At 33.2% G+C, this 25,811-nt stretch carries 24 protein-coding genes; 13 read left to right on the top strand and 11 right to left on the bottom strand.

Annotated elements, in window-relative coordinates; genetic code table 11:
* The first annotated feature begins 2 nt into the window (after positions 1-2).
* Genes LG651_RS04070 through LG651_RS04060 form a run of 3 tightly spaced genes read left to right on the top strand, consistent with a single transcriptional unit; the run spans position 3 to position 2,774 of the window.
* Positions 3-467, top strand: a complete 465-nt coding sequence (locus LG651_RS04070; RefSeq protein WP_226694871.1) for a GNAT family N-acetyltransferase — start codon at positions 3-5, stop codon at positions 465-467.
* A 26-nt stretch (positions 468-493) separates the two neighbouring features.
* The gene (locus LG651_RS04065) at positions 494-1,621 is read left to right on the top strand and encodes a metal ABC transporter permease (RefSeq protein ID WP_147132257.1); all 1,128 of its coding nucleotides are present in this window, start codon (positions 494-496) and stop codon (positions 1,619-1,621) included.
* Positions 1,614-2,774 carry a metal ABC transporter permease gene (locus LG651_RS04060; protein ID WP_226694870.1) on the top strand — a complete coding sequence of 387 codons (1,161 nt, stop codon included), beginning with the start codon at positions 1,614-1,616 and terminating at the stop codon, positions 2,772-2,774. Before LG651_RS04065 ends, LG651_RS04060 begins: the two co-directional genes overlap by 8 nt.
* A gap of 61 nt (positions 2,775-2,835) precedes the next feature.
* Here LG651_RS04060 and LG651_RS04055 read toward each other — a convergent pair whose 3' ends face one another.
* Positions 2,836-3,312 carry a regulatory protein RecX gene (locus LG651_RS04055; protein WP_226694869.1) on the bottom strand — a complete coding sequence of 159 codons (477 nt, stop codon included), beginning with the start codon at positions 3,310-3,312 and terminating at the stop codon, positions 2,836-2,838.
* 93 nt (positions 3,313-3,405) lie between these two features.
* Here LG651_RS04055 and LG651_RS04050 point away from each other — a divergent pair, with 93 nt between their 5' ends.
* Complete coding sequence (locus LG651_RS04050) at positions 3,406-5,832, top strand: T9SS type A sorting domain-containing protein (RefSeq protein ID WP_226694868.1); 2,427 nt, start codon at positions 3,406-3,408, stop codon at positions 5,830-5,832.
* 76 nt (positions 5,833-5,908) lie between these two features.
* Here the strand turns inward: LG651_RS04050 and LG651_RS04045 are convergent, their stop codons facing one another.
* From LG651_RS04045 to gdhA, 4 genes are all read right to left on the bottom strand, one after another.
* A complete protein-coding gene (locus LG651_RS04045; protein WP_226694867.1) occupies positions 5,909-8,314 on the bottom strand; it encodes a TonB-dependent receptor plug domain-containing protein in 2,406 nt (801 codons plus the stop codon).
* Positions 8,314-9,033 (bottom strand): DNA repair protein RecO, encoded by a 720-nt coding sequence (recO, locus tag LG651_RS04040; RefSeq protein ID WP_226694866.1) that lies wholly within the window; start codon positions 9,031-9,033, stop codon positions 8,314-8,316. Before recO ends, LG651_RS04045 begins: the two co-directional genes overlap by 1 nt.
* On the bottom strand, positions 9,033-11,381 hold the full coding sequence (porZ, locus tag LG651_RS04035) for a type IX secretion system anionic LPS delivery protein PorZ (protein WP_226694865.1): 2,349 nt from the start codon (positions 11,379-11,381) through the stop codon (positions 9,033-9,035). Before porZ ends, recO begins: the two co-directional genes overlap by 1 nt.
* A gap of 118 nt (positions 11,382-11,499) precedes the next feature.
* Entirely contained in the window at positions 11,500-12,843 is a 1,344-nt protein-coding gene (gdhA, locus tag LG651_RS04030; RefSeq protein ID WP_226694864.1) for an NADP-specific glutamate dehydrogenase, read from the bottom strand.
* 203 nt (positions 12,844-13,046) lie between these two features.
* On the opposite strand from gdhA, the gene LG651_RS04025 reads away from it, so the two are divergent.
* Positions 13,047-13,877 (top strand): THC0290_0291 family protein, encoded by an 831-nt coding sequence (locus tag LG651_RS04025; RefSeq protein WP_226694863.1) that lies wholly within the window; start codon positions 13,047-13,049, stop codon positions 13,875-13,877.
* 90 nt (positions 13,878-13,967) lie between these two features.
* Positions 13,968-14,690 carry a DUF3298 and DUF4163 domain-containing protein gene (locus tag LG651_RS04020; RefSeq protein WP_226694862.1) on the top strand — a complete coding sequence of 241 codons (723 nt, stop codon included), beginning with the start codon at positions 13,968-13,970 and terminating at the stop codon, positions 14,688-14,690.
* Here the strand turns inward: LG651_RS04020 and LG651_RS04015 are convergent.
* Positions 14,670-15,134, bottom strand: coding sequence for a DinB family protein (locus tag LG651_RS04015; RefSeq protein ID WP_226694861.1), 465 nt, complete (start codon positions 15,132-15,134; stop codon positions 14,670-14,672). The genes LG651_RS04020 and LG651_RS04015 overlap by 21 nt on opposite strands.
* Before the next feature lie 52 nt (positions 15,135-15,186).
* Between LG651_RS04015 and LG651_RS04010 the strand changes: the two genes are divergently transcribed.
* The 6 genes from LG651_RS04010 (at position 15,187) to LG651_RS03985 (ending at position 20,423) form a co-directional block, all read left to right on the top strand.
* Entirely contained in the window at positions 15,187-15,540 is a 354-nt protein-coding gene (locus tag LG651_RS04010; protein WP_226694860.1) for an arsenate reductase family protein, read from the top strand.
* 258 nt (positions 15,541-15,798) lie between these two features.
* Positions 15,799-16,356, top strand: coding sequence for a TetR/AcrR family transcriptional regulator (locus LG651_RS04005; RefSeq protein ID WP_226694859.1), 558 nt, complete (start codon positions 15,799-15,801; stop codon positions 16,354-16,356).
* A 66-nt stretch (positions 16,357-16,422) separates the two neighbouring features.
* On the top strand, positions 16,423-16,971 hold the full coding sequence (locus tag LG651_RS04000; RefSeq protein WP_226694858.1) for a carboxymuconolactone decarboxylase family protein: 549 nt from the start codon (positions 16,423-16,425) through the stop codon (positions 16,969-16,971).
* A 655-nt stretch (positions 16,972-17,626) separates the two neighbouring features.
* Positions 17,627-18,226: a hypothetical protein gene (locus tag LG651_RS03995; protein ID WP_226694857.1), complete on the top strand. Its 600-nt coding sequence runs from the start codon at positions 17,627-17,629 to the stop codon at positions 18,224-18,226.
* Between the two features lie 363 nt (positions 18,227-18,589).
* Positions 18,590-19,183: a hypothetical protein gene (locus LG651_RS03990; protein ID WP_226694856.1), complete on the top strand. Its 594-nt coding sequence runs from the start codon at positions 18,590-18,592 to the stop codon at positions 19,181-19,183.
* Positions 19,184-19,832: 649 nt separating this feature from the next.
* Positions 19,833-20,423 carry a hypothetical protein gene (locus tag LG651_RS03985; protein WP_226694855.1) on the top strand — a complete coding sequence of 197 codons (591 nt, stop codon included), beginning with the start codon at positions 19,833-19,835 and terminating at the stop codon, positions 20,421-20,423.
* 58 nt (positions 20,424-20,481) lie between these two features.
* Here LG651_RS03985 and LG651_RS03980 read toward each other — a convergent pair whose 3' ends face one another.
* Entirely contained in the window at positions 20,482-21,555 is a 1,074-nt protein-coding gene (locus LG651_RS03980; protein ID WP_226694854.1) for a PA0069 family radical SAM protein, read from the bottom strand.
* Positions 21,556-21,758: 203 nt separating this feature from the next.
* On the opposite strand from LG651_RS03980, the gene LG651_RS03975 reads away from it, so the two are divergent.
* A complete protein-coding gene (locus LG651_RS03975) occupies positions 21,759-22,187 on the top strand; it encodes a phage tail protein (protein ID WP_226694853.1) in 429 nt (142 codons plus the stop codon).
* Positions 22,188-22,192: 5 nt separating this feature from the next.
* Here the strand turns inward: LG651_RS03975 and LG651_RS03970 are convergent, their stop codons facing one another.
* The 4 genes from LG651_RS03970 to LG651_RS03955 form a co-directional block, all read right to left on the bottom strand.
* Positions 22,193-22,792 (bottom strand): hypothetical protein, encoded by a 600-nt coding sequence (locus tag LG651_RS03970; protein WP_226694852.1) that lies wholly within the window; start codon positions 22,790-22,792, stop codon positions 22,193-22,195.
* 3 nt (positions 22,793-22,795) lie between these two features.
* On the bottom strand, positions 22,796-23,578 hold the full coding sequence (locus LG651_RS03965) for an enoyl-CoA hydratase/isomerase family protein (RefSeq protein ID WP_226694851.1): 783 nt from the start codon (positions 23,576-23,578) through the stop codon (positions 22,796-22,798).
* Between the two features lie 4 nt (positions 23,579-23,582).
* A complete protein-coding gene (locus LG651_RS03960) occupies positions 23,583-24,995 on the bottom strand; it encodes a sensor histidine kinase (protein ID WP_226694850.1) in 1,413 nt (470 codons plus the stop codon).
* A gap of 271 nt (positions 24,996-25,266) precedes the next feature.
* Positions 25,267-25,809 carry a CopD family protein gene (locus tag LG651_RS03955; RefSeq protein WP_226694849.1) on the bottom strand — a complete coding sequence of 181 codons (543 nt, stop codon included), beginning with the start codon at positions 25,807-25,809 and terminating at the stop codon, positions 25,267-25,269.
* Between the last annotated feature and the right edge of the window lie 2 nt (positions 25,810-25,811).

The following is a 25,811-nucleotide window of genomic DNA, read 5'->3' as shown; positions in this document are numbered from 1 at the left end:
TTATGGAAATAAGACGAGCAAAACTCGAAGATGCAAATAAAATTAGCTATTTAGTCATTAATACATCGGCAACACATAACCCGAATAATTACAATACCATTCAAGCCACAACTTGGCAAAAATACAATACGCCAGCACGCATAAAAGCGCAATTGCAAGAACGTACCGTTTTTTGCGCCTTTATAAATAACAAACTTGTTGGTACTATTGGATTAAAAGATAATTGGATTGTTGGATTTTACGTTAGCCATCACATGCGCGGTAAAGGCTTAGGTTCAGAATTAATTCATTTTATTGAAAATTATGCCTTAGAGCAAAAACAAAAAGAATTATTTTTAATTGCAACGCCATCGGCTGTAGCCTTTTATAAATCTAAAAATTACAGCATTACAAAACCCGTAATTGTAACTTTAGACCATGTGGATTATGATGAATTTGAAATGCATAAAAAACTAACTAAAAATTAATTTTTCGCTTTCGCGGAAATATAACAATGAATATTAAAGAATACATAGAACTTCTTTTTACAGACTACACACTGCGCACCATAACGTTGGGCACAGCTATTTTAGGTGCGGTAACAGGTATGTTAGGCAGTTTTGCAGTATTACGAAAACAAAGTTTGTTGGGCGATGCTATTTCTCATGCTGCATTACCAGGTATTGCCATTGCTTTTTTATTAACCGGAACAAAAGATTCAAACATTTTATTAATTGGTGCTTTAGTTAGCGGCTTAATTGGCACGTTCTGGATTCGAGGCATTGTTAAAAAAACGCATTTAAAATCCGATACCGCTTTAGGTTTAATTCTATCCTTATTTTTTGGTTTCGGTATGTTATTGCTTACGTTTATTCAAAAACAACCCAATGCCAATCAAGCAGGATTAGATAAATATTTATTTGGTCAAGCCGCAACACTTGTTGAAAGCGATGTATGGCTTATGGCTTTAGTTTCAGGTATATGTTTACTGGTGTTATTGTTTTTCTGGAAAGAATTTAAAATACTTTTATTTGATGCCGATTACACCAAAACACTCGGTTTTAATACCAAGTTTATCGATGTTTTAATAACCTCGTTTATAGTTTTAGCCATTGTTTTAGGCTTGCAAACTGTTGGCGTAGTTTTAATGAGCGCTATGTTACTGGCACCAGCTGCAGCAGCTCGCCAATGGACAAACAAACTAAGCACTATGGTGTTTTTAGCAGCACTATTTGGTGCGTTTTCTGGTGTATTTGGAACTGCCATTAGCGCCACACAAAACAATTTATCTACTGGTCCGGTTATCGTTATAATTGCAGGTGTTTTTGTGCTATTTTCGTTTGTATTCTCACCAAGTCGCGGATTACTATTTAAACAAATACGATTTATAAAAAACCGTCGCGATTTACAGCTTCATAAAACCCTAACATTTATGTTTCATATCGCCGAAGATCACGATAATATTTCGCATCCGCATGCTATTAAAATTTTAAATAATTTCCATGGTTACACTCGCGGAACACTTCAAAAACTAGAAAAAAAGAATTTTGTAAAGTTAGATGGAAACATGTGGAGCTTAACCGAAGAAGGTTACAAAACGGCATCAAATTTATACAATCAGCAAAACAAAACCAATGAGTAACGCACAATTAGAAATACAACTTATTGCAAGTATTGTTGCAATTGCTTGCGCTATTCCGGGTACATTTTTGGTGCTTCGTAAAATGGCCATGATAAGCGATGCTATTAGTCATTCTATTTTACCAGGCATAGTCATCGGTTTTTTTATTACCCAAGATTTAAATTCGCCATTACTTATTTTATTGGCTGCATTAACCGGAATTATAACCGTTGTTTTAGTAGAATACATTCAAAAAACGGGTTTAGTAAAAGAAGATACCGCTATAGGTTTAGTATTTCCAACCTTATTTAGTATTGGTGTTATTTTAATTGCTAAAAATGCTAACGATGTCCATTTAGATGTCGATGCCGTTTTACTTGGCGAACTCGCCTTTGCTCCTTTCGATAGAATGGTAATTTCTGGAGCAGATGTTGGTCCAAAATCCTTATGGATTATCGGCAGCATTCTACTTATTACCATCGCACTGCTTTTTGCCTTTTTTAAAGAACTTAAAGTAAGCACTTTTGATGCTGGTTTAGCAGCTTCGCTTGGGTTTTCGCCGGCTGTAATTCATTACGGTCTCATGACGGTCTCATCTATTACAACCGTTGGAGCTTTTGATGCCGTTGGAGCCATTTTAGTAGTTGCTTTAATGATTGCGCCACCTGCAACAGCCTACTTATTAACTACCGATTTAAAAAAGATGCTTTTTTACTCGGTTGGTTTTGGCATATTTTCGGCCATTTCTGGCTATTGGTTGGCACATGGTTTAGACGCTTCCATATCTGGCTCCATAACCACCATGTTAGGCATCATCTTTTTATTAGTGTATTTATTTGCTCCAAACAAAGGTGTTATTGCTGTTTTATATCGCGAAAAGCAACAACGCACCGAAGTACTTTTACTAACGTTTTTATTGCATTTAAAAAATCATACCGATGAAAGAGAACGCCATGTAAACCACTTAAACGAACATATAAATTGGCAAAAAATAAGAAGCAAAACCGTGCTAGATTTAGCCTTAAAAAACAACATGATTAAGTTTAATAAAAACATTGTGTCGTTAACCGAAAAAGGCAATGCTTTTACGTCGCAAGCCATCGACTATATCATTACCAACGAAGATGCGCAAATTGAAGATATGAAAGATGATTTCTTTTTGTTTCGTGGGTAGACTTAATTTGGGCAGTTTTTTAAAAATTTAGTAATAAGCCAAACTAAAATCAAAGCACCAATTATTTAAACAATTCGTTAGCTTTATCGTATACCAAATGCGATTCCCAACCCCGATAAAGCAAAAAATCTACCAGCTTCTTTTTTTTCTTTAGCTTATTAGGCTCGGTCATGCTATTCGCTTTCTTTTCGGCTAAATCATTAAAAACCTCGATGTATTCCGCATCATTAATTTCTCTGAAAGCCTCATTTATATTAGCTTTGCTTATGTCCTTTTTCTTTAGTTCTAAAGTTAATCGACGACGCCCCCATTTCTTAATTCTAAACTTGCCTCTAACAAAGGTTTTGGCAAAACGTTCTTCGTTTAAAAAGTTGTGCTGTAACAGGTGAACGATTACCGTATCGATAGCTTCGGGTATCATATGCATAGTCACTAATTTTTGCCGCACTTCTTTATGACAACGTTCTTGATATGCACAATAATGCTCCAATTTTTTAATAGCCTCTTGTAGTGTATATGTTTTTTTGAGTTGCTGCATGCGCTCAAAAATAAACATTGAAACCATAATAAATTAAAATAAAACACCAAATCTGATACTTTAAAACGTATCCAAAACAAAATCCCTCACGCTATGAAAAAAATTACCTTAATACTAATTCTCCTCGCCATAAATATAAGTACATCTCAAACTATATTATCTGTTGGGGATATAGCTATAAATGGATTTAATTCTAGAAATCCAGATCAATTTTCTTTTATCCTATTAACTAGTATCGATGCTGGGACATCTATAAATTTTACGGATAATGGCTGGGATAATACTACCAACGATTTTAGATATACTGGAACAGGAGCCTTTGGAGAAGGTGTAATTACCTGGACATCTACATCTTATTTACCTTGTGGAACTCAGGTTGTTATTGATGTAGACCCTGTTAATGCCTCCATAGCAAACGCTGTCGAAACTGATTCTAATTTCGGTTTAAACAATAGTGGAGACCAAATTTTGGCATTTCAAGGAAATACAACAACTCCCAATTTTTTATATGCTATAAATTTTGGTAGCACAACAGGCTGGACTAATACCACAATAACAACCAACACGAGCGCCGTTCCTCCTGGTTTAGCCGATGGAGTTTCAGCAATTAATTTTGGTGATTTTGATAATGGATCTCACGATTGTACCACCGAAACCAACCAAGCTCTTTTGTTTGCTGATGTGTCTAATTCAGCAAATTGGTCGTTTACAAATGGAAGTGGTAGCCACAGTAATTTAGGAACTTGCTCATATAGTTGCGAACCTTGTTCTAATACTATCACCTGGGACGGTGCCAATTGGAATAACGGTGTAGGGCCAGATTCAACTTTAAATGCCATTATTAACGGAGATTACACCACTTCGGTTGACGGTAGCTTTACAACTTGTAGTTTAACCGTTAATGCTGGTTATATTCTTAATGTTTCCGATGGCACTTATGTTGATGTAAATAACGATGTGCAGGTTGATGGTACCATAATTGTACAAACAACAGCCAATTTTAAGCAAAACGACGACGCTGCCACTTTTACTGTAAGCCCAACAGGTTTGGCGCGAGTAAACAAGACTACACCATTTAAAGACAAATGGTATTATTACACCTATTGGAGTTCGCCTGTTGATGGTGAAACAATAGAAAGCGTTTTTCCAGATGTAGATGGCGACAGACGCTTTTGGTTTGAAGCTGCAAATTTTGTTGATGAACATTCGGTAGGAACTACAAATGGTATCCCCGATGATATTGATGATGATGGCAACGATTGGCAAATTGCCTACGGAGCAAATACGATGATACCTGGAATGGGATATGCTGTAACAGAACCTCGCTCACATTCTGCTTTAGGAGCACAAGGTTATTACACTTTTGAAGGCGCATTTAACACCGGAGATAAAACCGTTACCATTTCAACAAACGCCGCCAACATAGCACCAGCACAAAACTGGAATTTTATTGGTAACCCATATCCTTCGGCGATAGATTTTGATGCCTTTTATGCAGCAAACAATACTGTTATAGACGGCGCAGCTTATTTATGGTCGCAAGCCACACCACCAGATGCTGCCAATGCAGGTAATCAAAATTTAAACTTTAGTAAAAACGATTATGCTATTTACGCTGTTGGTTCGGGCAGTATAACTACATCTCCAGGAGGTAGCGGAACAACTCCAAATCAATACATCCCTTCTGGTCAAGGCTTTTTTGTAGCAGGACTTGGTGCTGGTGGCACCGCAACTTTTACTAATGCTATGCGAATGGCAGATGTTTCAAGTAATACACAGTTTTTTAAAACAACAAGCACTAAAGAAGAAACCTCAACGGCAAACAGACTTTGGCTTAACTTAACTTCAGATAATGGGGTGTTTAACCAAATTTTAATAGCCTATGTTGATGGCGCAACTAACGGAATGGATGGTTTAACTTACGATGCACCTCGACTTTCTATAAGCAGTTTACCAGCTGTATTATACTCATCAATAGAAAACGAAAGCACTAAATTTGCTATTCAAGGAAAACACTCGAGTAGTTTAACCACCAACGAAGTTATTAAACTTGGGTTTAGTTCAAACATTAATCAACCTACCATTTACACAATATCCCTAGCCAATTTTGAAGGTGAATTTTTAGGTAATAATATGGTAATTTTAAAAGACAACTTGTTAAACAAAACACATAATTTAAGTGATACCGATTATAGTTTTACATCGGAAACCGGTGTGTTTAACAATCGTTTCGAAATTGTTTTTAATGCTACTGTTTTAAATACAGAAACTTTTAACACTAATACTAACAAACTCTCTATTATTAATTTAGAAAACAATTATGTAAAGTTTAGTGTTTCAAGTAACGAAACCATAAAGTCGGTTAAAATTTTAGATTTAGTAGGTCGCGAAATTTACAACTTCAGCGGGAATAGTTCCTCCGAAATATTTCAGCTAAACAACTTGAAAAATAAAATTTATATAGCAAAAGTTGAGCTTGAAAACGGTCAAGTTTTAAACAAAAAAGCGATTAAAAACTAATAATAATTAAATATCTTCCCCCTGAACTTAATTTATTAACTCCCATAAAACTAATGTTTTATGGGAGTTTTTAATTTTATAAACTATACTGTAAGGCTATAATAAAGTTTCGTCCTGCTGCCGCAATTCCAGAAGAGTAGGTTTTATAGCGCTGGTCGGTAATATTTTCGAGACTTGCGGTTACTCTTGCTGCTGGTGTTACTTGGTATTGTGTGCGTAAATTTAAAGTGTACCACGACGGGCTGTACGGATTGCCATTGGCATCGACAGCATAAATATAATCCTTTTCCTGCTCCGATGGTGCTAATTGCAAATACGAAAAACTATCACTAAAATTAGTAAAAGCATCGAGTGTAAACTTATTATCGCGCCATGTAAAATGCGCATTTCCAAAACTAGGCGACGCGTGCCGCACAGGAACTTCAATACCATCGTTAACCTCGGTACCACCAACTACATTGTACTGCGCGGTTAATTTAAGTTTGTTTGTAAAGTTTATTTTTCCGCCAACTTCAAAACCATAAATCCATGCTTTCGATGCATTTTGCATAGCCTGTACATTACTAAGTTCGCCGTTATAAATAATTTCAGTTTCACCATTTAATTGGTAATCGCGACGTACTAAAGCATTGTTTAAATAGGTGTAATACGTATTTAAATCTAAAACAACTGTATTGTTAAAATTTAAAACAACACCAAGTTCGCCCCCATAAGCATATTCCGGCTTTAGGTTGTTATTTGGCACAACCACCGAGCCAGGTTCGGAATCGAACACCTTGCCAACATCGTCGATATTGGGTGCCCTAAATGCAGAAGAAGCATTTAATTTCCATTGAATAATTGGGTTTGGAGCCCAACTTATACCTGCGGTTCCAGTAAGCGCATCAGAATCGTTATGCGCCTTTGAAAAAGGTAAATTTAAAAACACATTACTCTCAACAAAACTAGCCTTACTAGCTACATAATTATATCGTAAACCCGACTGAAACACAAAATGAGGTTGCGGCTTGTATTTTATACTACTATACACAGCTGCCGATTGCCAAGTAGCCCCATTTGGGTAACGTGACAACGCATTTTGATAAGTATTGGTATCGATAAATTCCGTTTTTCCAGTTGATTTTACTTGATTAAACACATACTCACCACCATAAAACAACTCTAATTTTGGTCCTAAGGTTTTTTCTAAATCTAAGTTAAACGATACAGCATCGACTGCTTCTTCGTTAATATTTCTTTCTACGGATTGATAATCGCGATCTAACCTACTTTCTTGAAAGTTTTGATACGCTAACGTGGCTTTTATTTTATCGTATAAATTAGAACTACTGCTTAGTTTAGTAATTTGTAGGTTAGACATAAACCACTTTTGTGGCCCGTAATTCCATTCGGCCGATCTTAGTAAGTCGTCTCGGTATCGTATCAATCGGTCGTAGCGTGAATAACTCGATGTTTTTGTATAAAACAAACCTAAATCGAAACTTAAATTACTTTTAGGTTGAAATTTTATTTTTTGCATTAAGTTTAATTGATTGTACCCAGAATATCGTTGTATTAAAGGGTTACTGTTACTAACAATTTCGTCGCCATTTGGAGTAGTAACAACATACTCGTTTCTTAAATAGGCGTTTGGCCCATGGCTACCCATTTTTAAATCATCAAAGTCATTGTAACTTATATTAGTAACAAATGCCCATTTGTTTAAACCTAAATTAATATCGAAATGTCCTGTTTTTTCATGACTCGCACTAGTGTATCTGGTTATGGCATTTGCCTTTAAATGCAATTTATTATTGTGCGAAAACTGAGGTTTTTGAGTATAAAAACTCATAACGCCACCAATGGCATCGCTACCGTAAATAACAGAACCTGCTCCTAAAGTAACTTCGGTATTTTGTATCGAAAACGGATCGATAGAAATTACATTTTGAAGATTTCCGCTTCTAAAAATCGCATTATTCATGCGTACACCATCGACCGTAATTAAAAGCCTGTTGGTAGAAAAACCGCGAATCATGGGGCTACCACCTCCATATTGGCTTTTCTGTACAAAAACATGCCCTGTTTGCTCCAATAAATCGGCACTTGTTTGCGGATTATTTAAAGTAACATCTTCGGCATTACTGCTTATTATTTTTTGGGGAATGTCGCGTTTGTTTTGTTCAAATTTTGAAGCCGAAATTACAATTTCGTCCAAACCTTGTGTATTAGCAACTAAAAACACCTTGTTAAACTTTATATCTGTCTTTTGCACGCGTTTTAGTAAATGCGATAAATGCTTAAAATATATAATTTCGGTATTTGTAAATTCCGAAATATTAGCTTCACCTCTAAAATTTGTAACCACACTTTTGGTTTTATCTACATTGTAAATAGCCACTCCAAAAAGCGGTTCGTTGGTTTTAGAGTTTAAAACTTTTATTTGTTGCGCCTGTGTTATTACCGAAAATAGTATACTACAAGCTAAGTAGAAATACTTCATTAACTAAATACTTGGTTAAAAATTTGCAACGATTTTGGTTTTTTAAAGGTACCTAAATGTAGCTCGAAATAAAGCAAAATAGTATTTAAAAATTGTTGCCTTTGTTTTGCACTAATTTTAACTGAAGAAAGTGCCTCAAAATTTATGCCTAAAAGGGTTTTTAATAATTCTAAATTTTCACCAGAAATACAATACTTATTTGATGCCTCTAACTGAAATTCGCCTTCGTATAAATTAAAATAAGGATACTTTAATAATGAAACATCTGGATAAAAACCCAAATACTTGGTAAGGTTTAATAAAAACAATAAATGAAAGTTCGCAAATGTTTGTTGACTATCCAACCAAAGCAAAGTATTTTCGAGATAACTATAAAGGGTTTTGTTTTGTTCTTCTTCTTTTAAAGTGTTTGCAAGTACTTCTGCCAAAAACATAACAATAGCACTTTTTACAACATTAGTATGTAAACTTGAATAAATATGAATTGGTTTGGTTTCTTTTACACTATGCAAGCTACTTTTGGCTTTGTAATTAACAACCATTTGAATTTGAGATAAAAGCTGATAATAAGCTACTTTCGATCCGCCTTTTTTACTTTTTAATACACCACGCAATAAAAAGCTTAAAACGCCTTTTTCCTCTGTATAGCATGTAACAATTAGGTCGTTATCTTTATAACGCAATTTAGAAAGCACAATGGCATTTGTAGTAATTAACATTAGCGTACTACCATTAGTTTTACAACCTTGGTTTCGAGCGTATCGAGGTCTGAAAGCATAATTAAATACACCCCCGAAGCAACCACATTATTGGCTAAGTTTTTGCCGTTCCAGTAAGCAGTACCACCATCAATCTCTAAATTGTAACCACTAAATCGTTGATTGATGTTAGATTGTGCTTCTGCCACTAAATTACCTGAAATATCTGTAATTTTAATATTTACGTTTTCCGAAATATCTTTTATGGTTACTTTTTTCTCAACAATATCAAAATTTGGTCTTACTGGATTAGGGTACGCATAAACATTTTCTAAAGTATTAAAAGTACCCGAACTTCCCGAAGAGAAAGAAACCAACCCATTATCTGTGGCAATATAAACTTTGCCATTATTGTAGTTTAAAGCAATATCGCGAATACTGTTTGATGGTAATGGCGAATTATCTGTTGTAAAATGATAAATGGTATTTTGCCCATCGGACGAAAAGTAAAATAACCCAGAACTATCTGTACCAACCCATTTATTATTCGATCCGTCTACCTTAATATCTGTAATATACTGCTGATATAGAAGTTCTTGAGCTTCACCGTTTTCTTCAATAATAATTTCATACACTTGAACATCGTCACTCTCAAGAAAATTTGAGGTATTATAAAGTACTCTTAAACCGCGGTAAGTTCCTATCCATAGTTGGTTTCTATTATCCATGGCTAAAGCCGTTGCTCTTTCATGCGGCATGTTTTGATCGTCGGTATAAATGGCTTTAATTACCGGATTAGAATTCTCGTTATAAGCAATTACACCATATTCGTAACATGAACTCCATTTTGTACCATTATTATCGACAACTAAATCTGAAAACCCGAGATTACCATCATTGAAACCATCGGCTATAACATCTGTATAACTAAAAACTTGCCATTGATTGGTTTCTGGATTAAAGGATTTTAATGGTTTGTCGACTAAGCTGGTTAAAGACCATAATAGCCCGTCGTTATCGAATACGGTTGGCCCTACTCGAATATCAATATAATTAGGATTATTAGCCAAAACCAACGATTCTAAACCACTGTTGGTTTCGTTATAAAGTGTGGTAGGCAAATCATCGTTAATTTCTAATAGTCCACTAAAAAAGGAACTTACAAATACTTGGTTTGTATTATTAGGATTTACCGCAATATTATTTAAACTTTTTGCTTCAAAAACTTCGCTGTAATTAATATTATTCCATTCGTTATTTTTTAAATGACTAATGCCTCGGCTATTTAACGGATATGGATTAAAAAAAATATCATACTCCCCAAAGGTTACCCAAACACCATCTGGCGAAGTTTCAATTGAGAACGGTTCATTTAAAAGCGGCCCATCTGGATGAATTTCTTCATAATCAAAACCATTGGATATACTTGTTTTTAGTATACCAAAATCTTGAGACCCTATATATAAATAATCAGAATATAACGCAGCTGCCGTAAACTCTGTTTCAAACAAGGGGTTTATTTCTGCTTGAGTTACTAAATTAAAACTAGCATCGAAAACAAACACATTACTGCTGGTTGTTACCATTAAATGTGTTGTTGTAGTGGAAAATTTTATAGGCGTTGTTTCGATCTGCTGCAATTGAATAAAAACATCGTTATTTCCCGAATATATATATCTATTTGTGTTTATAGCATACAAACTATTTTGTACAGCTTGAACACCCAACCAACTGCCCGAATTAACGGTATCCCAATTTTGATAATCGATTAAATTAGGGTTGGTTAAAAGGCCTTTTTTTATACCATTTCCGTCGGAACAAGCCGCATAAATAAATCCGTTATAAATGGTTGTTTGGTTAACTGTTAGTTGACCGCCATTATCACCAATAAAATAAGTGTCGCCAAACTCTAATCGCTCCAAATTAAATACCGAAATACCATAATTTGTTGCAATATATAAGTTGTTTTCTAGAGCATTAAAATGATTTATTCTCTTATTTGTTGGCGATATAGTAACCTTATCAACAATATCTACAAGAGTTAAAACGTCGCCACCATTGTTAAAAACAACTTCAATTAAACCGCTCTCATAGCCAACAACTAATAATTGGTAACTTTCGCTGTAATAAATAGTTGAAATAGTTTCGCCAGAAAGCCCATGAATAGTACTAATTTCTTCAATATCGTTTGTTTGCGTGTTAAACGAAAAAACCGCATTATTTGAAGCCGCAAAAATTTTATTATCACCTTGCGATACATCAATAATTTCATTGTACGAAAAATGCCCTTCCCAAAGCGCAGAATAATCTTGAGCAAAAAAACTCGAAGTAAATAAACATAATATTAAAACAAAAAGGTGTTTAAGCATACTATTGTTTTAGGTGTTCAAATATATTTATAAGTAACGAGTTTTTGTTTAAAATAATCTACTAAAACAAAAAAGCTTCACTTTAAAGTGAAGCTTTTACTATAAAATTTTAAAATTACTAGACTATACCTTGCGCTAACATAGCATCGGCAACTTTAACAAAGCCCGCGATATTTGCACCCTTAACATAGTTAATATAACCATCGTCTTCGGTTCCGTATTCTATACAAGCGTCATGTATATTTTTCATTATACCCTTTAAACGATCGTCTACTTCTTCTCTAGTCCAACTAATCCTCAATGAGTTTTGAGACATTTCTAACCCAGAAGTAGCTACACCACCAGCATTAGATGCTTTACCAGGAGCAAATAATATTTTAGCATCATGAAATGCGGCAATAGCTCCTTTGGTAGATGGCATATTGGCTCCTTCGCTAACACAAATACAACCATTACTTAACAAGGTTTCGGCATTATTTTTATTAAGTTCGTTTTGTGTTGCACATGGCAAGGCAATATCGCAAGTAACTTCCCAAGGTGTTTTTCCAGCCACAAACGTTGCGTTAGGATATGCGTTAACATATTCGTTAATGCGCCCTCGTTTTACATTCTTAAGTTCCATAACAAACTTAAGCTTAGCTTCATCAATCCCTTCTTCATCATAAATATATCCAGAAGAATCAGATAATGTAACCACTTTACCTCCCAAATGCAGCACTTTTTCGGCCGCAAATTGCGCCACGTTTCCAGAACCAGAAATAACAACCGTTTTACCTTTTACAGATTCATTTTTAGTATTAAGCATACTTTCTGCAAAATACACGGTACCGTAACCCGTTGCTTCTGGGCGAATTAACGAACCTCCCCAAGACAATCCTTTACCAGTTAAAACACCTGTAAATTCGTTTCGTAATTTTTTATACATACCAAAAAGGAAACCAATTTCGCGTGCACCAACACCAATATCGCCGGCAGGAACATCGGTATTTGGCCCAATATGCCTAAATAATTCACTCATAAAAGCATGACAAAAACGCATAATTTCGTTATCGCTTTTTCCTTTAGGGTCGAAATCGCTACCACCTTTACCTCCACCCATTGGCAATGTTGTTAGGGAGTTTTTAAATACCTGCTCGAAAGCTAAAAACTTTAAAATACTAGCGTTTACTGTTGGGTGAAAACGTAAACCACCTTTATATGGGCCAATGGCCGAATTCATTTGTATGCGATATCCTCTATTTACTTGTATTTCACCACTATCATCAACCCACGAAACTCTAAACGAAATTAAACGTTCGGGTTCAACCATTCGTAGTAAAATATTTTTACCATAATATATATCGTGTTTAACAATATAAGGAATTACCGTTTCGGCAACCTCCTCAACAGCTTGTAAAAATTCTGGCTCGTGACCATTTCGTAGCTTTACAAGGTCTAAAAATTCTTTAATATTTTTTTTCATATACAATCGTGTTGTATTAGTAATTTATTAAAATGATAATAATTTAAAGCAAATATACGATATCTACAATTTAAACGTTGATAATTTTATAATTTCGCAATACAAAATTAACCATTAGCGACTCAACTAATATTATTTGTTTGTTATCGATGTTTTTATATATTTGTGAACAGTAATTTGCCTCAAGAAAAACAAACCCTATTATGCTTAACTTGAAACATTTAGTTTCTGTCTTCCTACTGTTTGTTTCATTACAAACCGTAAATGCTCAATTAGGATTTTCTCATGAAATTGGTGCTATAGCTGGTCCTGTTCAATTTCGTTCGGATTTTGGGGGAAGAGATGAAAACGAAACTAACTTTGGCAACTCGGGCATAGGAATTGGTTTAATTCACTACATAAACTTTTCATATAGAGCAGATTGTAACTGTTACACTACCGACACTTATTTTAACGATCATTTTAAATTAAGAAACGAACTTTCTTATAACAGAACCAAATTAAATCATTTTGGTAAATGGGTTAGTGCAGACCGAATTTCGTTAGATGCCGATAAACTTCGAGCTCATAGCGGGATTGCAAGCAACTTAGATATCGGAACTCAACTGGAATATTTCCCTTTAAGTATTCGAGATTTTCAAGGCTTCGCATACAGTTTTGCTCCTTTTGTTAGTTTGGGCGTACATTACACTTACAGTTCTCCGCAAGCCACAACAACTTATGGCGATGGTAACATATTTAACGAAGACAATATATATTCGGGATGGTATCAAGATGAAACTAATTTACCGCCGTTAGACAGTGGTGCTACTCGTGATTATCCAATAGACACCTCATCGTTTTCTGCATGGTCTGTAGTTGCCAGTGTTGGAGTTCGTTATAAATTAACTAAATTATCTGATTTACTTTTAGACTTAAGATGGCAATACTACTTTAGTGATTGGGTTGACGGGCTAAATCATGAGCTAGAGTTTAATAGAAATAACGACTGGTTAGTTTGGCTTAACTTTGGCTATGTTTATTACCTCGATTAAAATTCAATTTTTAAAATAATGTTAAGGTTTTGCAATTAATAGGCTTTGTTAATTGCATTTTTTATTTTTAGTGGTAGTTAAAAACGCCTCATGACAAAACACATACTCCCAACTTTAATTATTATTCTTATCACCTTTTTTAGTTGTAAAAAAGAAACTGAAACAATTCAATTTAGGGAAACAAGTTTTAATGTAGAAAACAACAACCTAGTTGCAATAAACGCCATATTAGCTAAAGGAAATGAAAAAATAACTTCTAAAATTAACAGGCAAATTAATGCTGCTTTAATTAATGCTTTGCAGGTTAGAGATACAGATACAAAGGCTCTAGAAACTGTGGAAGAAGGCATTTCTTTATTTAATAGTACTTATAACAGTTTTTCGGAAGAAGTAAAGGAAGCTACACCACCTTGGGAAACACAAATTGATGTAGAAGTCATGTATCAATCTGAAGCATTAGCGTCAATAGCCATCACCTCTTATGTTTATGAAGGAGGCGCTCATGGGCTTACTACAATAATTTTTAAAAATTTCGATTTAACTACAGGTAATCTTATTGATAACGTTGACCTATTTACCGATTATAAGAGCTTTAAAAAACTATCGGAAACGTATTTCGATAAAAATATTGAAGATAAAAATAGTTTATTCGAGCCATCAAATTTTAAAATGCCAAAAAACATAGCTTATTCCAATGAAGGTATCGTTTTGCTTTACAACACTTACGAAATTGCACCTTACTCTACTGGAATTATAGAGTTTTTAATTCCCTACAACGAGTCTCAGCCATATTTAGCTTTTAACCACCTTTAAAAGAGCTAAAACATACCCGTAATGTAATCCTTCATGAAAGAAAACAAACTGTAAAGCGTCTTCAATTTTAGTTAAGGTATTTCCAGTTGTAGACACCGTATATTCATTAAAAGTTTTAAAAATTCCGGCATTATAATCGGTTTCAACTTTTTTAATAGTTGATGTAAGCAAGCCTTTAATTTCGTCCACTTCATTTTGCGATAATGCACCTTCTGGTTTCGAGTCTTTTTTGTACTTGTTTATCATCTCACTATCCAGAGAAACTTCTAAACCCGATAGTTTATAAGCTAACACTTCCAAGGTAACTACAACGTGAGCAATATTCCAGATAATATTATTGTTAAATCCTTCAGGTATTTTATTTAAATCTTCTAAAGTATTTTCCTCTATTATATTTTTAAAAATTTGACGTGTGTTATTTAAAACTTTAAATACGAAATCCATTTGTTTATTTTTGGCATAAAGATACCGTTATTTAATTTCAAATTAAAAAAACATGAAAAAAGTCTATTACCTAAAAACCTGTAATACTTGCACCAGAATTTTAAAAGAACTTAACTTACCAAAAGAGTTTGTTTTACAAGACATAAAAAGCGAGCCAATAACTGTAAATCAAATAGAAGCCATGAAAGCCCTTTCGGGTAGCTATGAAGCCTTATTTAGCAAGCGCGCTAAACTTTACAAAGAAATGGACTTAAAAAACCAAGATTTAACCGAACGCGATTACAAAAACTACATTTTAGAGCATTACACTTTTTTAAGTCGTCCGGTTATTATAAGTAACGAAGATATATTTATCGGAAGCTCAAAAAAGACTATTGAGGCGGCGAAAACAAAAATTATTGGTTAAGCGGCAACTTATTATCTTTAATTCAACAGATAATTAATGCTATTTAACTAAAAAACTGTTAAACATTATATTGTTTCTAAACGTTTAGTTAGTTTTGTGTTGTAATTATGACAAAGAAGTATATAAACTTAAACTCAAGCGTTAAACGCTAACAAAAATAACTTTAATAAAAAAGCCGATAAAACCACAAAAAAGGTTTGGGTAATTTGGCCAAAAACCGACATTACAACGTTTTGAAAAAAGATGTAAATTTGTAATATGCCAAGAACAAAAAATTATAACGAAAACGAAGTCATAGAAAAAGCCATGAACCTGTTTTGGAAAAATGGTTACGAAACTACGTCTATGCAAATGCTTGAAAAGGAAATGGGCATTAACAAGTTTTCCATATACGCAAGCTTTGGCAATAAAAATGGTGTTTTTTTAGAAAGTATAAAATGTTATAAATTAAAATTAAATATGCTTATTAGTAAGCTTGAAGCTTCAACAAATGGCATAAACGGTATTAAAACTTATTTTTATGACTTTATTACATTCTCCAAAGAAAAAGACTGCAGTAAAGGTTGTTTAATAACTAATACAGCTAACGAAATTGGAGACGATGCCGATGAGCAAATAAAAAATGCCTTATCTGCTTTTACCAATTCGGTACGCAGCGTTTTTGTAAAAATTCTAGCCCAGGAGAGCAATTATGCCAACGCAGAGCAACAAGCCGATTATTTAATAGTTGCCATGTTCGGACTATCATCAGCAAGTCGCGTGTTTAACGAAACACAACTAAATAATTACATAGAAAATATATTTAAAAACCTTTAAACAAAAATTTTTTAACCTATTTCTAAACAATCGTTTAGAAATAATTAATATTGAAAAAGAAAAATTATGAGTACATTAAAAATTCACACTATCGAATCTGCACCAGCAGAAAGTAAACCATTATTAGAAGAATCTGTAAAAAGTTTTGGTATGTTACCAGGACTACACGGTGTTTTAGCAGAATCTCCACAAATTTTAGAAGCCTACAAAGTTTTACATGGTTTGTTTGCGGGCTCGTCGTTTAACGCCGAAGAATTAACCGTAGTATGGCAAACTATAAACGTAGAACATGGCTGCCATTACTGCGTGCCTGCGCACACAGGAATTGCACATTCAATGAAAGTAGATCCTGCTTTAACCGAAGCATTAAGAAACCAGTCGCCAATGCCTACCGAAAAATTACAAGTATTACAAGATACTACTTTAAGCATATTAAGAAACCGAGGTAATATTACCGATGCAGAAATTACCAAATTTTACGAAGCTGGTTATACGCAGCGAAATTTATTAGATATTATTTTAGGTTTAGCACAAAAAGTTATCAGTAACTATACAAATCATATTGCAGAAACACCTGTAGACGATGCATTTAAAAAGTTTGCCTGGGCAAAATAATTGAGGGATGCAATTACCAGAGAAAAAGGGTTGGTATTTTTATACCAACTCTTTTTTAATTATACGCACTAAAAAAACTAAACCTAGCCAAAACAAAGCATATTTGCATAAAACTATACTAAATTAACACAATTTAATAAGCCAGATAAAATAACATATAATCGCGTTAATTTTATTGTTTTTTGTAACGCCATAGCAACGTATATTTGAAGTGTTAAACATTATTAAATATATTATCGATATCATTTTAATGTTAAATAGCTTAAAAATTTTGGTGGTAGATCTTTTTAAGTTAATTAAAATAGTAAGCGATAAAACATATACTCTAACAGAGTGACAATATTCATTAATAATTAGTTTAATGTCTTATTTAGTTTAGTTGGTAAAAGTGAGCTGTGGTGGCTCACTTTTTTTTATTTAAAATTTATTTTTCACTTAAATCAATTTTAAAACCTAACTTCTTTTACAAATTGAAAAAATGGTTAATCAAAATTACATTTTAACCTATTTTATAGTCTTTTAACACGTAGTTGTACCAAATTAACACCCTTAGCATTTCTCTGGTAATTTAGCATACAAACCCATTAATATCAATGTTTTGCACCTTTAACACGAACCCTAACTTTGTAGTGTTGAACGTTAATAACACCAAATCATGAAAAACGTAATTAAAAACACAAAAAAAGCATTATTAATAGTAACCATGTTTACTACCTTAATAAGTTTCGCTAACGAGCCTGCTAACTTAACTGTTACTAAAACTGCAAAAAGTACCATCTTAACTTTCGAAAGTGTTAAAGAGGGAAACATATTAACCATTACAGATAAAAATGGTGTTGTTCTATATAAAGAAGAAATTACCGAAACTGGAAATTATCAAAAAGCATTCGATTTTTCCGAACTTCCAAACGGAGAATATGTTTTTGAATTGAATAAAGACGTAGAAGTTTCTAGCATACCTTTTAAAGTAAACAATGAAGAAGTTGTTTTTAATAATAATTTAGAGACTGTTATTTATAAGCCTATTGTTCGTACTTCAAAAGATTTAGTTTTTATCAATAAATTATCATTAGACAAGTCTCCACTAAAAATTGAAGTTTTTTCTGGCTCTGAAGGATCGTTCGAGCTTATACACAAAGAAACTATTGAAAACACCGAGCTTATTGAGCGCGTATTTAAATTAAAAAGTTCAAGTAACGTTAACTATAAATTTGTTTTTACCACAAACGGTAAAACATTTACCAAGACCATATAACTCTCCATAAATTTAAATTAAAAAAGGGCTGCAAATTGCAGCCCTTTTTTAGTTGCTTATAATTAATTAGCACATACTTAAACTACTTTTATTAAAAAATAAAATTAACTGTGTTTTTTAATTCTATTATGTAATACATCTATATATAGTTTTAAACTAAAACACAATTAGAAATTCTTTAATTTAATAGATTTAAAAAAACGCATTTTGCTGGCTTTTGTATTCATTTAACCTGTTGTGTTGCTATATTAACACCTACCTAATTTATTGGGTAATTTAGCATATAAACAAATTAATATCAATGTTTTACACCTTTAATTCTTGCTGTAAATTTGTAGTGTTGAACGTTAATAACACCAAATCATGAAAAACGTAATTAAAAACACAAAAAAAGGATTCTTAATGGTAACAATGTTTGCTACCTTGTTAAGTTTCGCAACAGAGCCTGCAAATTTAATTATTGTTAAAGATGCTAAGAAAACTATCTTAACTTTAGATAGTGTAAAAGAAGGAAACCTATTAACCATTATTGACGCTAATGGTGTTGTATTATATAAAGAAGTTATTGCTAAAACTGGTAACTACCAGAAAGCTTTCGATTTAACTGCACTTCCTGATGGTGAGTATGTTTTTGAATTAGAAAAAGATTTAGAAATCGACACAATGCCTTTTACCGTAACAGACAACCAAGTCGTGTTTCATAAAGCTAGTGAGAAAATAACTTACAAACCTTTTTTACGTGTTGAAAACGGTGTAGTATTTGTTTCAAAGCTTTCATTAAACAAATCACCTTTAAAAGTTGAAATTTATTATGGTGAAGATTCTAACCTAGTTTTTTCTGAAAGTATTGAAAACACCAAAAACATACAAAAAGCATACAAGCTTTCTGGTTTAGGTGAAGGTAGTTACAAATTTGTTTTTACAACCGAAGGTAAAACCTTTACAGAACAAATTTAATCCCTTTATTTTCTTGATTTTATTAAGAAAGCGGATCATTTTATAGATGATTCGCTTTTTTGTTTTAACCATAACTACCCAATACCACCTTCACCCCTGCTTTTACATCTCCCAGACAACTGCTTTTAATTATTCTAAAAAATAATAAAAGCTTTAATTGTTTTTTTTTAGAACAGTTAATTACTACAACAGCTTCCTCCTATCTTTTCATTTAAAATTATAAATCCTGCAGAGCTTAATCAAATAATTCTAAGATATATTATTTACAGTTATTGTTTATACAACTAGCACTTATTTTTTTACTACCAATAAGTAATACACAATTAATGTAAACCTTTTGGTATTTTATTAAGTTATCGTCCGCAGAACTAATTTTAACTAGTGCATCTTTCTTCCGTTTAAAAAACAATCATAATTTAACTATTTAACGTCTTAAAATTAACCTCAAATTATATTCTTAATTGATAAAAATGTCATTAAAAAAACTATGCATTTCATCGATTTTATACTCATTTAATCCGAAACTATGCCATATTAACACCTAGTCAATTTTCTAGTTAAAATAGCATAATTATCAATTAATATCATTGTTTTCCAGGAGCTATTAGCGCCTTATCTTTGAAATGTTGAAAGTTAAAAACAACATATTATGAAAAACGTAATTAAAAACACAAAAAAAGGATTCTTAATGGTAACAATGTTTGCTACCTTGTTAAGTTTCGCAAATGAGTCTGCTAATGTAACTTTTACTAAAAACGCTAAAAAAACCGTAATCAGTTTACAAAGTGTTAAACAAGGTAACAAGTTAACTATTACTGATGCTAACGGTGTTATTTTATATAAAGAAGTAATTGCTGAAACTGGTAACTACCAAAAAGCATTCGATTTTACATCGCTACCTGATGGAAATTATACAGTAGAATTAGAAAAAGATTTAGAAATTGATACTATGCCTTTCTCTGTAATTTCTAGTGAAGTTAATTTCAAAAATGAAGACAAAACTATTACTTACAAGCCATACGCAAGATTAGAAAATGGCGTAGTTTACGTTTCAAAATTATCTTTAAACGAAGCTCCTTTAGAAGTAAATATTTACGATGTAAATTCAGACTTAGTTTACTCTGATAATATTGACCACAAAAGAAACATTCAAAAAGCTTATAAGTTAGAAGGATTAGGAAACAAACACTACAAGTTAGTTTTTAAATCTGAAGGTAAAATATTTACTCAAAATATTTAATATCTCTAATCACATTTCGATATATAAAAAGGTTGCCAAAATAGGCAACCTTTTTATTTTAAAACAATTTTAGTTGTCCGTTTTTATGCTGCTCAAACAAAGCAGTATTAAGATTAGGCATTTTTTTATTCGCAAAATACTTGCGTTTAGCTAAAGCTATTAGGCTATTTATTTGTTCTGCTATTTTACCTTCACCACGCATGCGGTCACCAAAACGCGAATCGTTTAAACTCCCACCGTGGCAATCGGCTATTTGATGCAATACTTTTTCTGCCTTATCGGGCATAGTTTTATAAATCCAATCGGTAAAAATGTCTCCAATCGCTCCATTTAATCTCACAATAGTATGGCTAATAGACAGTGCTCCGTTTTCTGAAACCAATTTGGCCAAAGGCAAAATTTCATGATTATTTATTCCTGGAATAATTGGTGCAAGCATAACATTAACAGGAATATTATTTTCGCTTAAAACTTTTACAGTCTCTAAACGTTTTTTAATACTAGCTGTTCGTGGTTCTAAAATACGTCGTGTGTCTTCAAACTGAGATGTAATTGAAATATTTACAGCCACTAAATTATCTTTTGCAAGTGCTTTTAAAACCTCTAAATCACGCAAAATTAAAGCGTTTTTAGTAATTATGCCTACCGGGTGTTTATATTTTAAAAACACCTGTAAACACTGCCTTGTAATTTCAAATTCTTTTTCGGCAGGTTGGTAACAATCGGTGTTACCGGACATGACTATAGTTTGCGCTTTCCAGGATTTCTTTTTTAAATGGGCTTCTAACAGTTTAGGCGCATCTTTTTTTACCAAAATACGCCTCTCAAAATCTAACCCAGCACTGTAACCCCAATATTCGTGCGTGTTTCGCGCATAACAGTAAATACAACCGTGTTCACAACCTTGATACATGTTCATAGAATATGCCATACCAACGTCGGGACTTTGTACTTTATTTACTATTGTTTTAGGAAATACTGGTAAGTAAAGCGTCTTGTTTTTATCGGCTTTTTCGCCTTCTTTATGGCAATATTCTAAGAAATCGTTACGCATTTCGTGGCTTAACTCGAAAAACCGATTAGGCGTGTTTTGTTGCGCTCCGCGACCTTTTATGGCAGATTTTGGGTTCAATATTTTGAGGGTTTGAGAGTTTTGTGGAAAAATTCAGTTTAAAGTTAAGTATTAAAATCGCTGGTAATTGTTAAAGCAAGCGTTGGTTATTAACAAATTGGCAAATTGAATAAAATATTTTAATTTTAAGAATTAAACTACTGATAATTAAAAACTTAATTTTAATTAATCGAATTAATTATCTTTTTAATAGCGTAATTTTTATGTCTAATTATCCTTTAAGTACAAATAGATTTACTGTTAGTTGGGGAGGCAATCGTATTGGCGTTTCGGAAGTAATAGGACTTTCATTAGAAATTGAACCTATTAAATATACCGAAGGAAGCTTTGTTACAAATGGCCCTATTTTAATGCCTGGACAACAAAAAAAGAATACTATCATTTTAAAACGAGGTCTTATTAAAAACGACAACGACTATTACAATTGGATAAATTCTGCAAAAGGCAACACTATTGAGCGTCGAGATATTACCATTTCGCTACTAAATGAAAATAAAGAACCCGAAATAACTTGGAAATTGTTAAACGCTTTTCCTATAAAGTTACAATGGAGCGACCTTAAAGCAAATACCAACGAACCTGCCATGGAAATACTAGAAATTGTATACGAAAATATACATTTGGTAAATTAATACACTTACTTCAACTTCTTCTTAAAATACCATGACAATAAAATCCCTAAATCGTTGTAAGCGGCACCAATACGCAACTCTCTTTCATAAGGAGCTACTTTAGCCTGTATCCTAATGGGAGCTTGTGATTGCCAAACCACGTTTTCAGGATTATTAATTTCGTAAACTTTAAGAGCGACATCAATTTTTGCAGGATGAGACCAACCTACATTATAACCAGGAAATACCCATAGTGTTTCAATATGTAAATTATACTTGGCTTTAGGATTATTTTTAACCAAATTAATTCGCCGTTTTTTGGGTATTGCCTTGTTAATATCTTTGACAAATAAAGGTTCGTAAACAGTTTCTCTATCTGCAAACCAAGCTTTCTCGAAAACAGCTCCAGAACCTGGTTCATGATTTTCTCTTATTTGAGCTTTATCTTTAACAAATTCGGCTTCGGTATCGTAGCCATGTACTTTAATGTTATCGTAGCCAAAAGTAACCGAGAGTTCTTTTTCTCCTATTAAAATAGAAATATCACCACTTTCTGTTTTAATACGCTGCGCAAAACTTTGAAGCGTAAAAACTAAAACCAATATTATACTAAAAAAACACCTCATATGCTATGCGCCTGGAAAATTAGCTTTTCGTTTTTCTAAAAATGCCGTGGTACCTTCTTTAAAATCATCGCTATCAAAACAAGCACCAAAAGCCGCTATTTCTGTAGTAAAACCATTTACACCTGTTTTAAAACCAGCATTAACAGCCTTAATGGCCTTACCAATGGCAACAGGTGAGTTACGTTTAATTTTTTCGGCAATACTTTCGCAAAGGTTTAGCAATTCGGCTTGTGTAGTAATATGGTTTACCAACCCGTTATTTAAAGCGGTGTTGGCATCAATCATACCAGCAGTCATAATCATTTCCATAGCACGACCTTTACCAATTAATTGTGGTAATCGTTGCGTACCACCGTAACCTGGAATAACACCTAAACTAACTTCTGGCAAGCCCATTTTAGCATTGTTACTTGCTACTCTAAAATGGCAAGCCATAGCCAATTCTAGCCCGCCACCAAGTGCAAAACCATTTACTGCAGCAATTACAGGCGTGTTTAGGTTTTCAATAAAATTAAAAAGTAAATCTTGTCCTTTTTGGGCTAATTCGGCACCTTCTTCTCCCGAAAAATTAGCAAACTCGCTAATATCGGCACCGGCAACAAAAGCCTTTTCACCACTACCCGTAACAATAATTACTTGGGTTTCTTTATGAATATTAGCAGCGTTAAACGCCTCATGAAGCTCGTTTATAGTTGCTTTATTTAGCGCGTTTAGTTTTTTTGGACGGTTTATAGTTATGGTTGTTATTCCATTTTTAAAACTCGACAATATATTATTATAACTCATAATTTTATTCTTTAGGAAAAGTGACTGTAAAGGTTGTCCCTATATTTTTTTGGGTTGTAAAGTTTATAGTTCCGTTGTGGTTTTCTACAATATTTTTTACCATCGCTAAACCAAGTCCCATTCCGCTGGTTTTAGTTGTAAACTTAGGCTCGAACACTTTATCGATATTCTCGTCGGAAATTCCCGAGCCATTATCGGCCACAGTAATTAATACCTGGCTCTCGTTTTTAGAAACATTGACTTCTATGCGTCCGGAAACCTCATTTGGAATGGCTTGAATGGCATTTTTAACTAAATTAGTGACAACACGTATAAGTTGTGTTCGGTCTACTTTGGCAATAATTTCGTCTTCTTCGGCAGAAAAATCGATGTAATTTTCGTTAAAAATATCCAAGGCTAATTTTACGATATTAACCACATTAAGTGTTTCGTTTTGTTGCGCTGGCATTTTTGCAAAGTTAGAAAATGCCGACGCTATAGAACTCATGGTATCGATTTGTTGTATGAGTGTTTTACTGTACTCGTTAACTTTAGTTTGAATTTCAGGGTCTTGTGGGTTAAACTTACGCTGAAAATTTTGCACCGTTAGTCGCATTGGTGTTAACGGGTTTTTTATTTCGTGTGCCACTTGTTTTGCCATTTCTCTCCAGGCTTGTTCACGCTCACTTTTTGCTAGTTGAATGGCACTTTCTTCAAGTTCATCAATCATACTATTGTACGATGTTACTAAAGTTGAAATTTCTTCGCTTGTATCGCTTACTTCTATTTTTTGGTTGCGCTTTTCTAAACGTGTGGCATTTATTTTATCGCTAATCGTTTTTAACGATTTGGTAATAAATTTAGAAAGCAAAAAGGCAATACCAATGGCCATTAACAATATTAAAAAAAAGGCGTAGCGTAAACGCTCTAAAAACTCGTTGAGCTCCATATCTAAAAAATCGTCGCTTTCTAAATATGGCAAGTTTAAAATGGCTAGCGAATTCGATTTTTTATCTTTTATATAAGTGTACGACGACAAAAATGTTTCGCCATTTTCTACATTTTTATCTACAAAACGGTGTTCCACCCCATGCGAAATGGCGTTTAAAATTTCGGCATCTATACATTTGTCTTCTGCTGTGGGTTTTAAATTTGCTTTTGATGAAATAAGTAAACTCCCATCTAAATCGTACAAATTTATTTGAAGCTTATGCACATGAGCAATGTTATAAATCTCTTCTTTAAATATGAATGGAATATTCTCGGTAATGACTTCCCAAGTATTTTGCCTGCCGTTTAAAACGCTAATTATATGGGTGCGAATATTTTCTTCTTTACGTTCTAGCCGACCGTTGTGGTAATCTTCACTTTGCTCTTTATATTGATACACTACAACAACCGAAATAAGTATAGATGCCAATAATACCAATAGTATCATGGCTATAAATATTCGAGTACGAAGGGATAATTTTTTTAGTTTCAACAACAAGGTATTTGCTGGTTTAAATATAGCAATAATTACACCAAAATTAGTTAAAGCTTATTTAAACCCTATTGGCTATTTTAATAATTATTTGGTTTTATGCACTGTTGTTTGCTGCGTTAGGGATTGAAATGGCATCCTTTTTTGAGGTTACGAGAAAAAGATAAAATGTAAAGCCCGACCGCGCCCAAAGCGCGGTAACGACCTGAAAATTTTAAAATTAGTACTACTTATTTTTTTCGCGAATGTTTTTATACAGCTTAAAGCCTAACATAATTAACACTCCTAAAACTAATATACCAACTACACCCCAAACCCAATTTATAGCACTTTTTAAAATAACCAAAAACACGACTGCAAATAGTATAAAGGTGGCTCCTTCGTTCCAGATGCGCATAAAATTTGATGTTTTTTTGCAAGTGTCGTTTTGTAATTGTTTGTAAAATTGATGGGTTTTTAAGTGATAAATATAAAGTAAAACTACAAAAGCTAGCTTTACATGCATCCATGGTTGTTGCAGCCAATGTGGCATAATAATTAACAACCAAATTGCAAAAAACGTTGCTAAAATAGCCGATGGCCACGTTATAATAAACCATAAACGATTGGCCATAATTTTAAGTTGCTTGCTTAATATTTCTTTTGCGGGCGATGGTTTTTGGTTGGCTTCAATTTGGTACACAAATAATCTTGGGATATAAAACAACCCTGCGAACCAAGTAATTACAAATATTAAATGAAAAGATTTTATGTAATTATAATATTCCATGA

The sequence above is a fragment of the Neotamlana sargassicola genome (assembly GCF_020523965.1).
GTDB classification, from domain to species: Bacteria; Bacteroidota; Bacteroidia; order Flavobacteriales; family Flavobacteriaceae; genus Neotamlana; species Neotamlana sargassicola.
The sequence above is the reverse complement of the archived record's forward strand: the minus strand, read 5'-3'. Positions and strand labels throughout refer to the sequence as shown.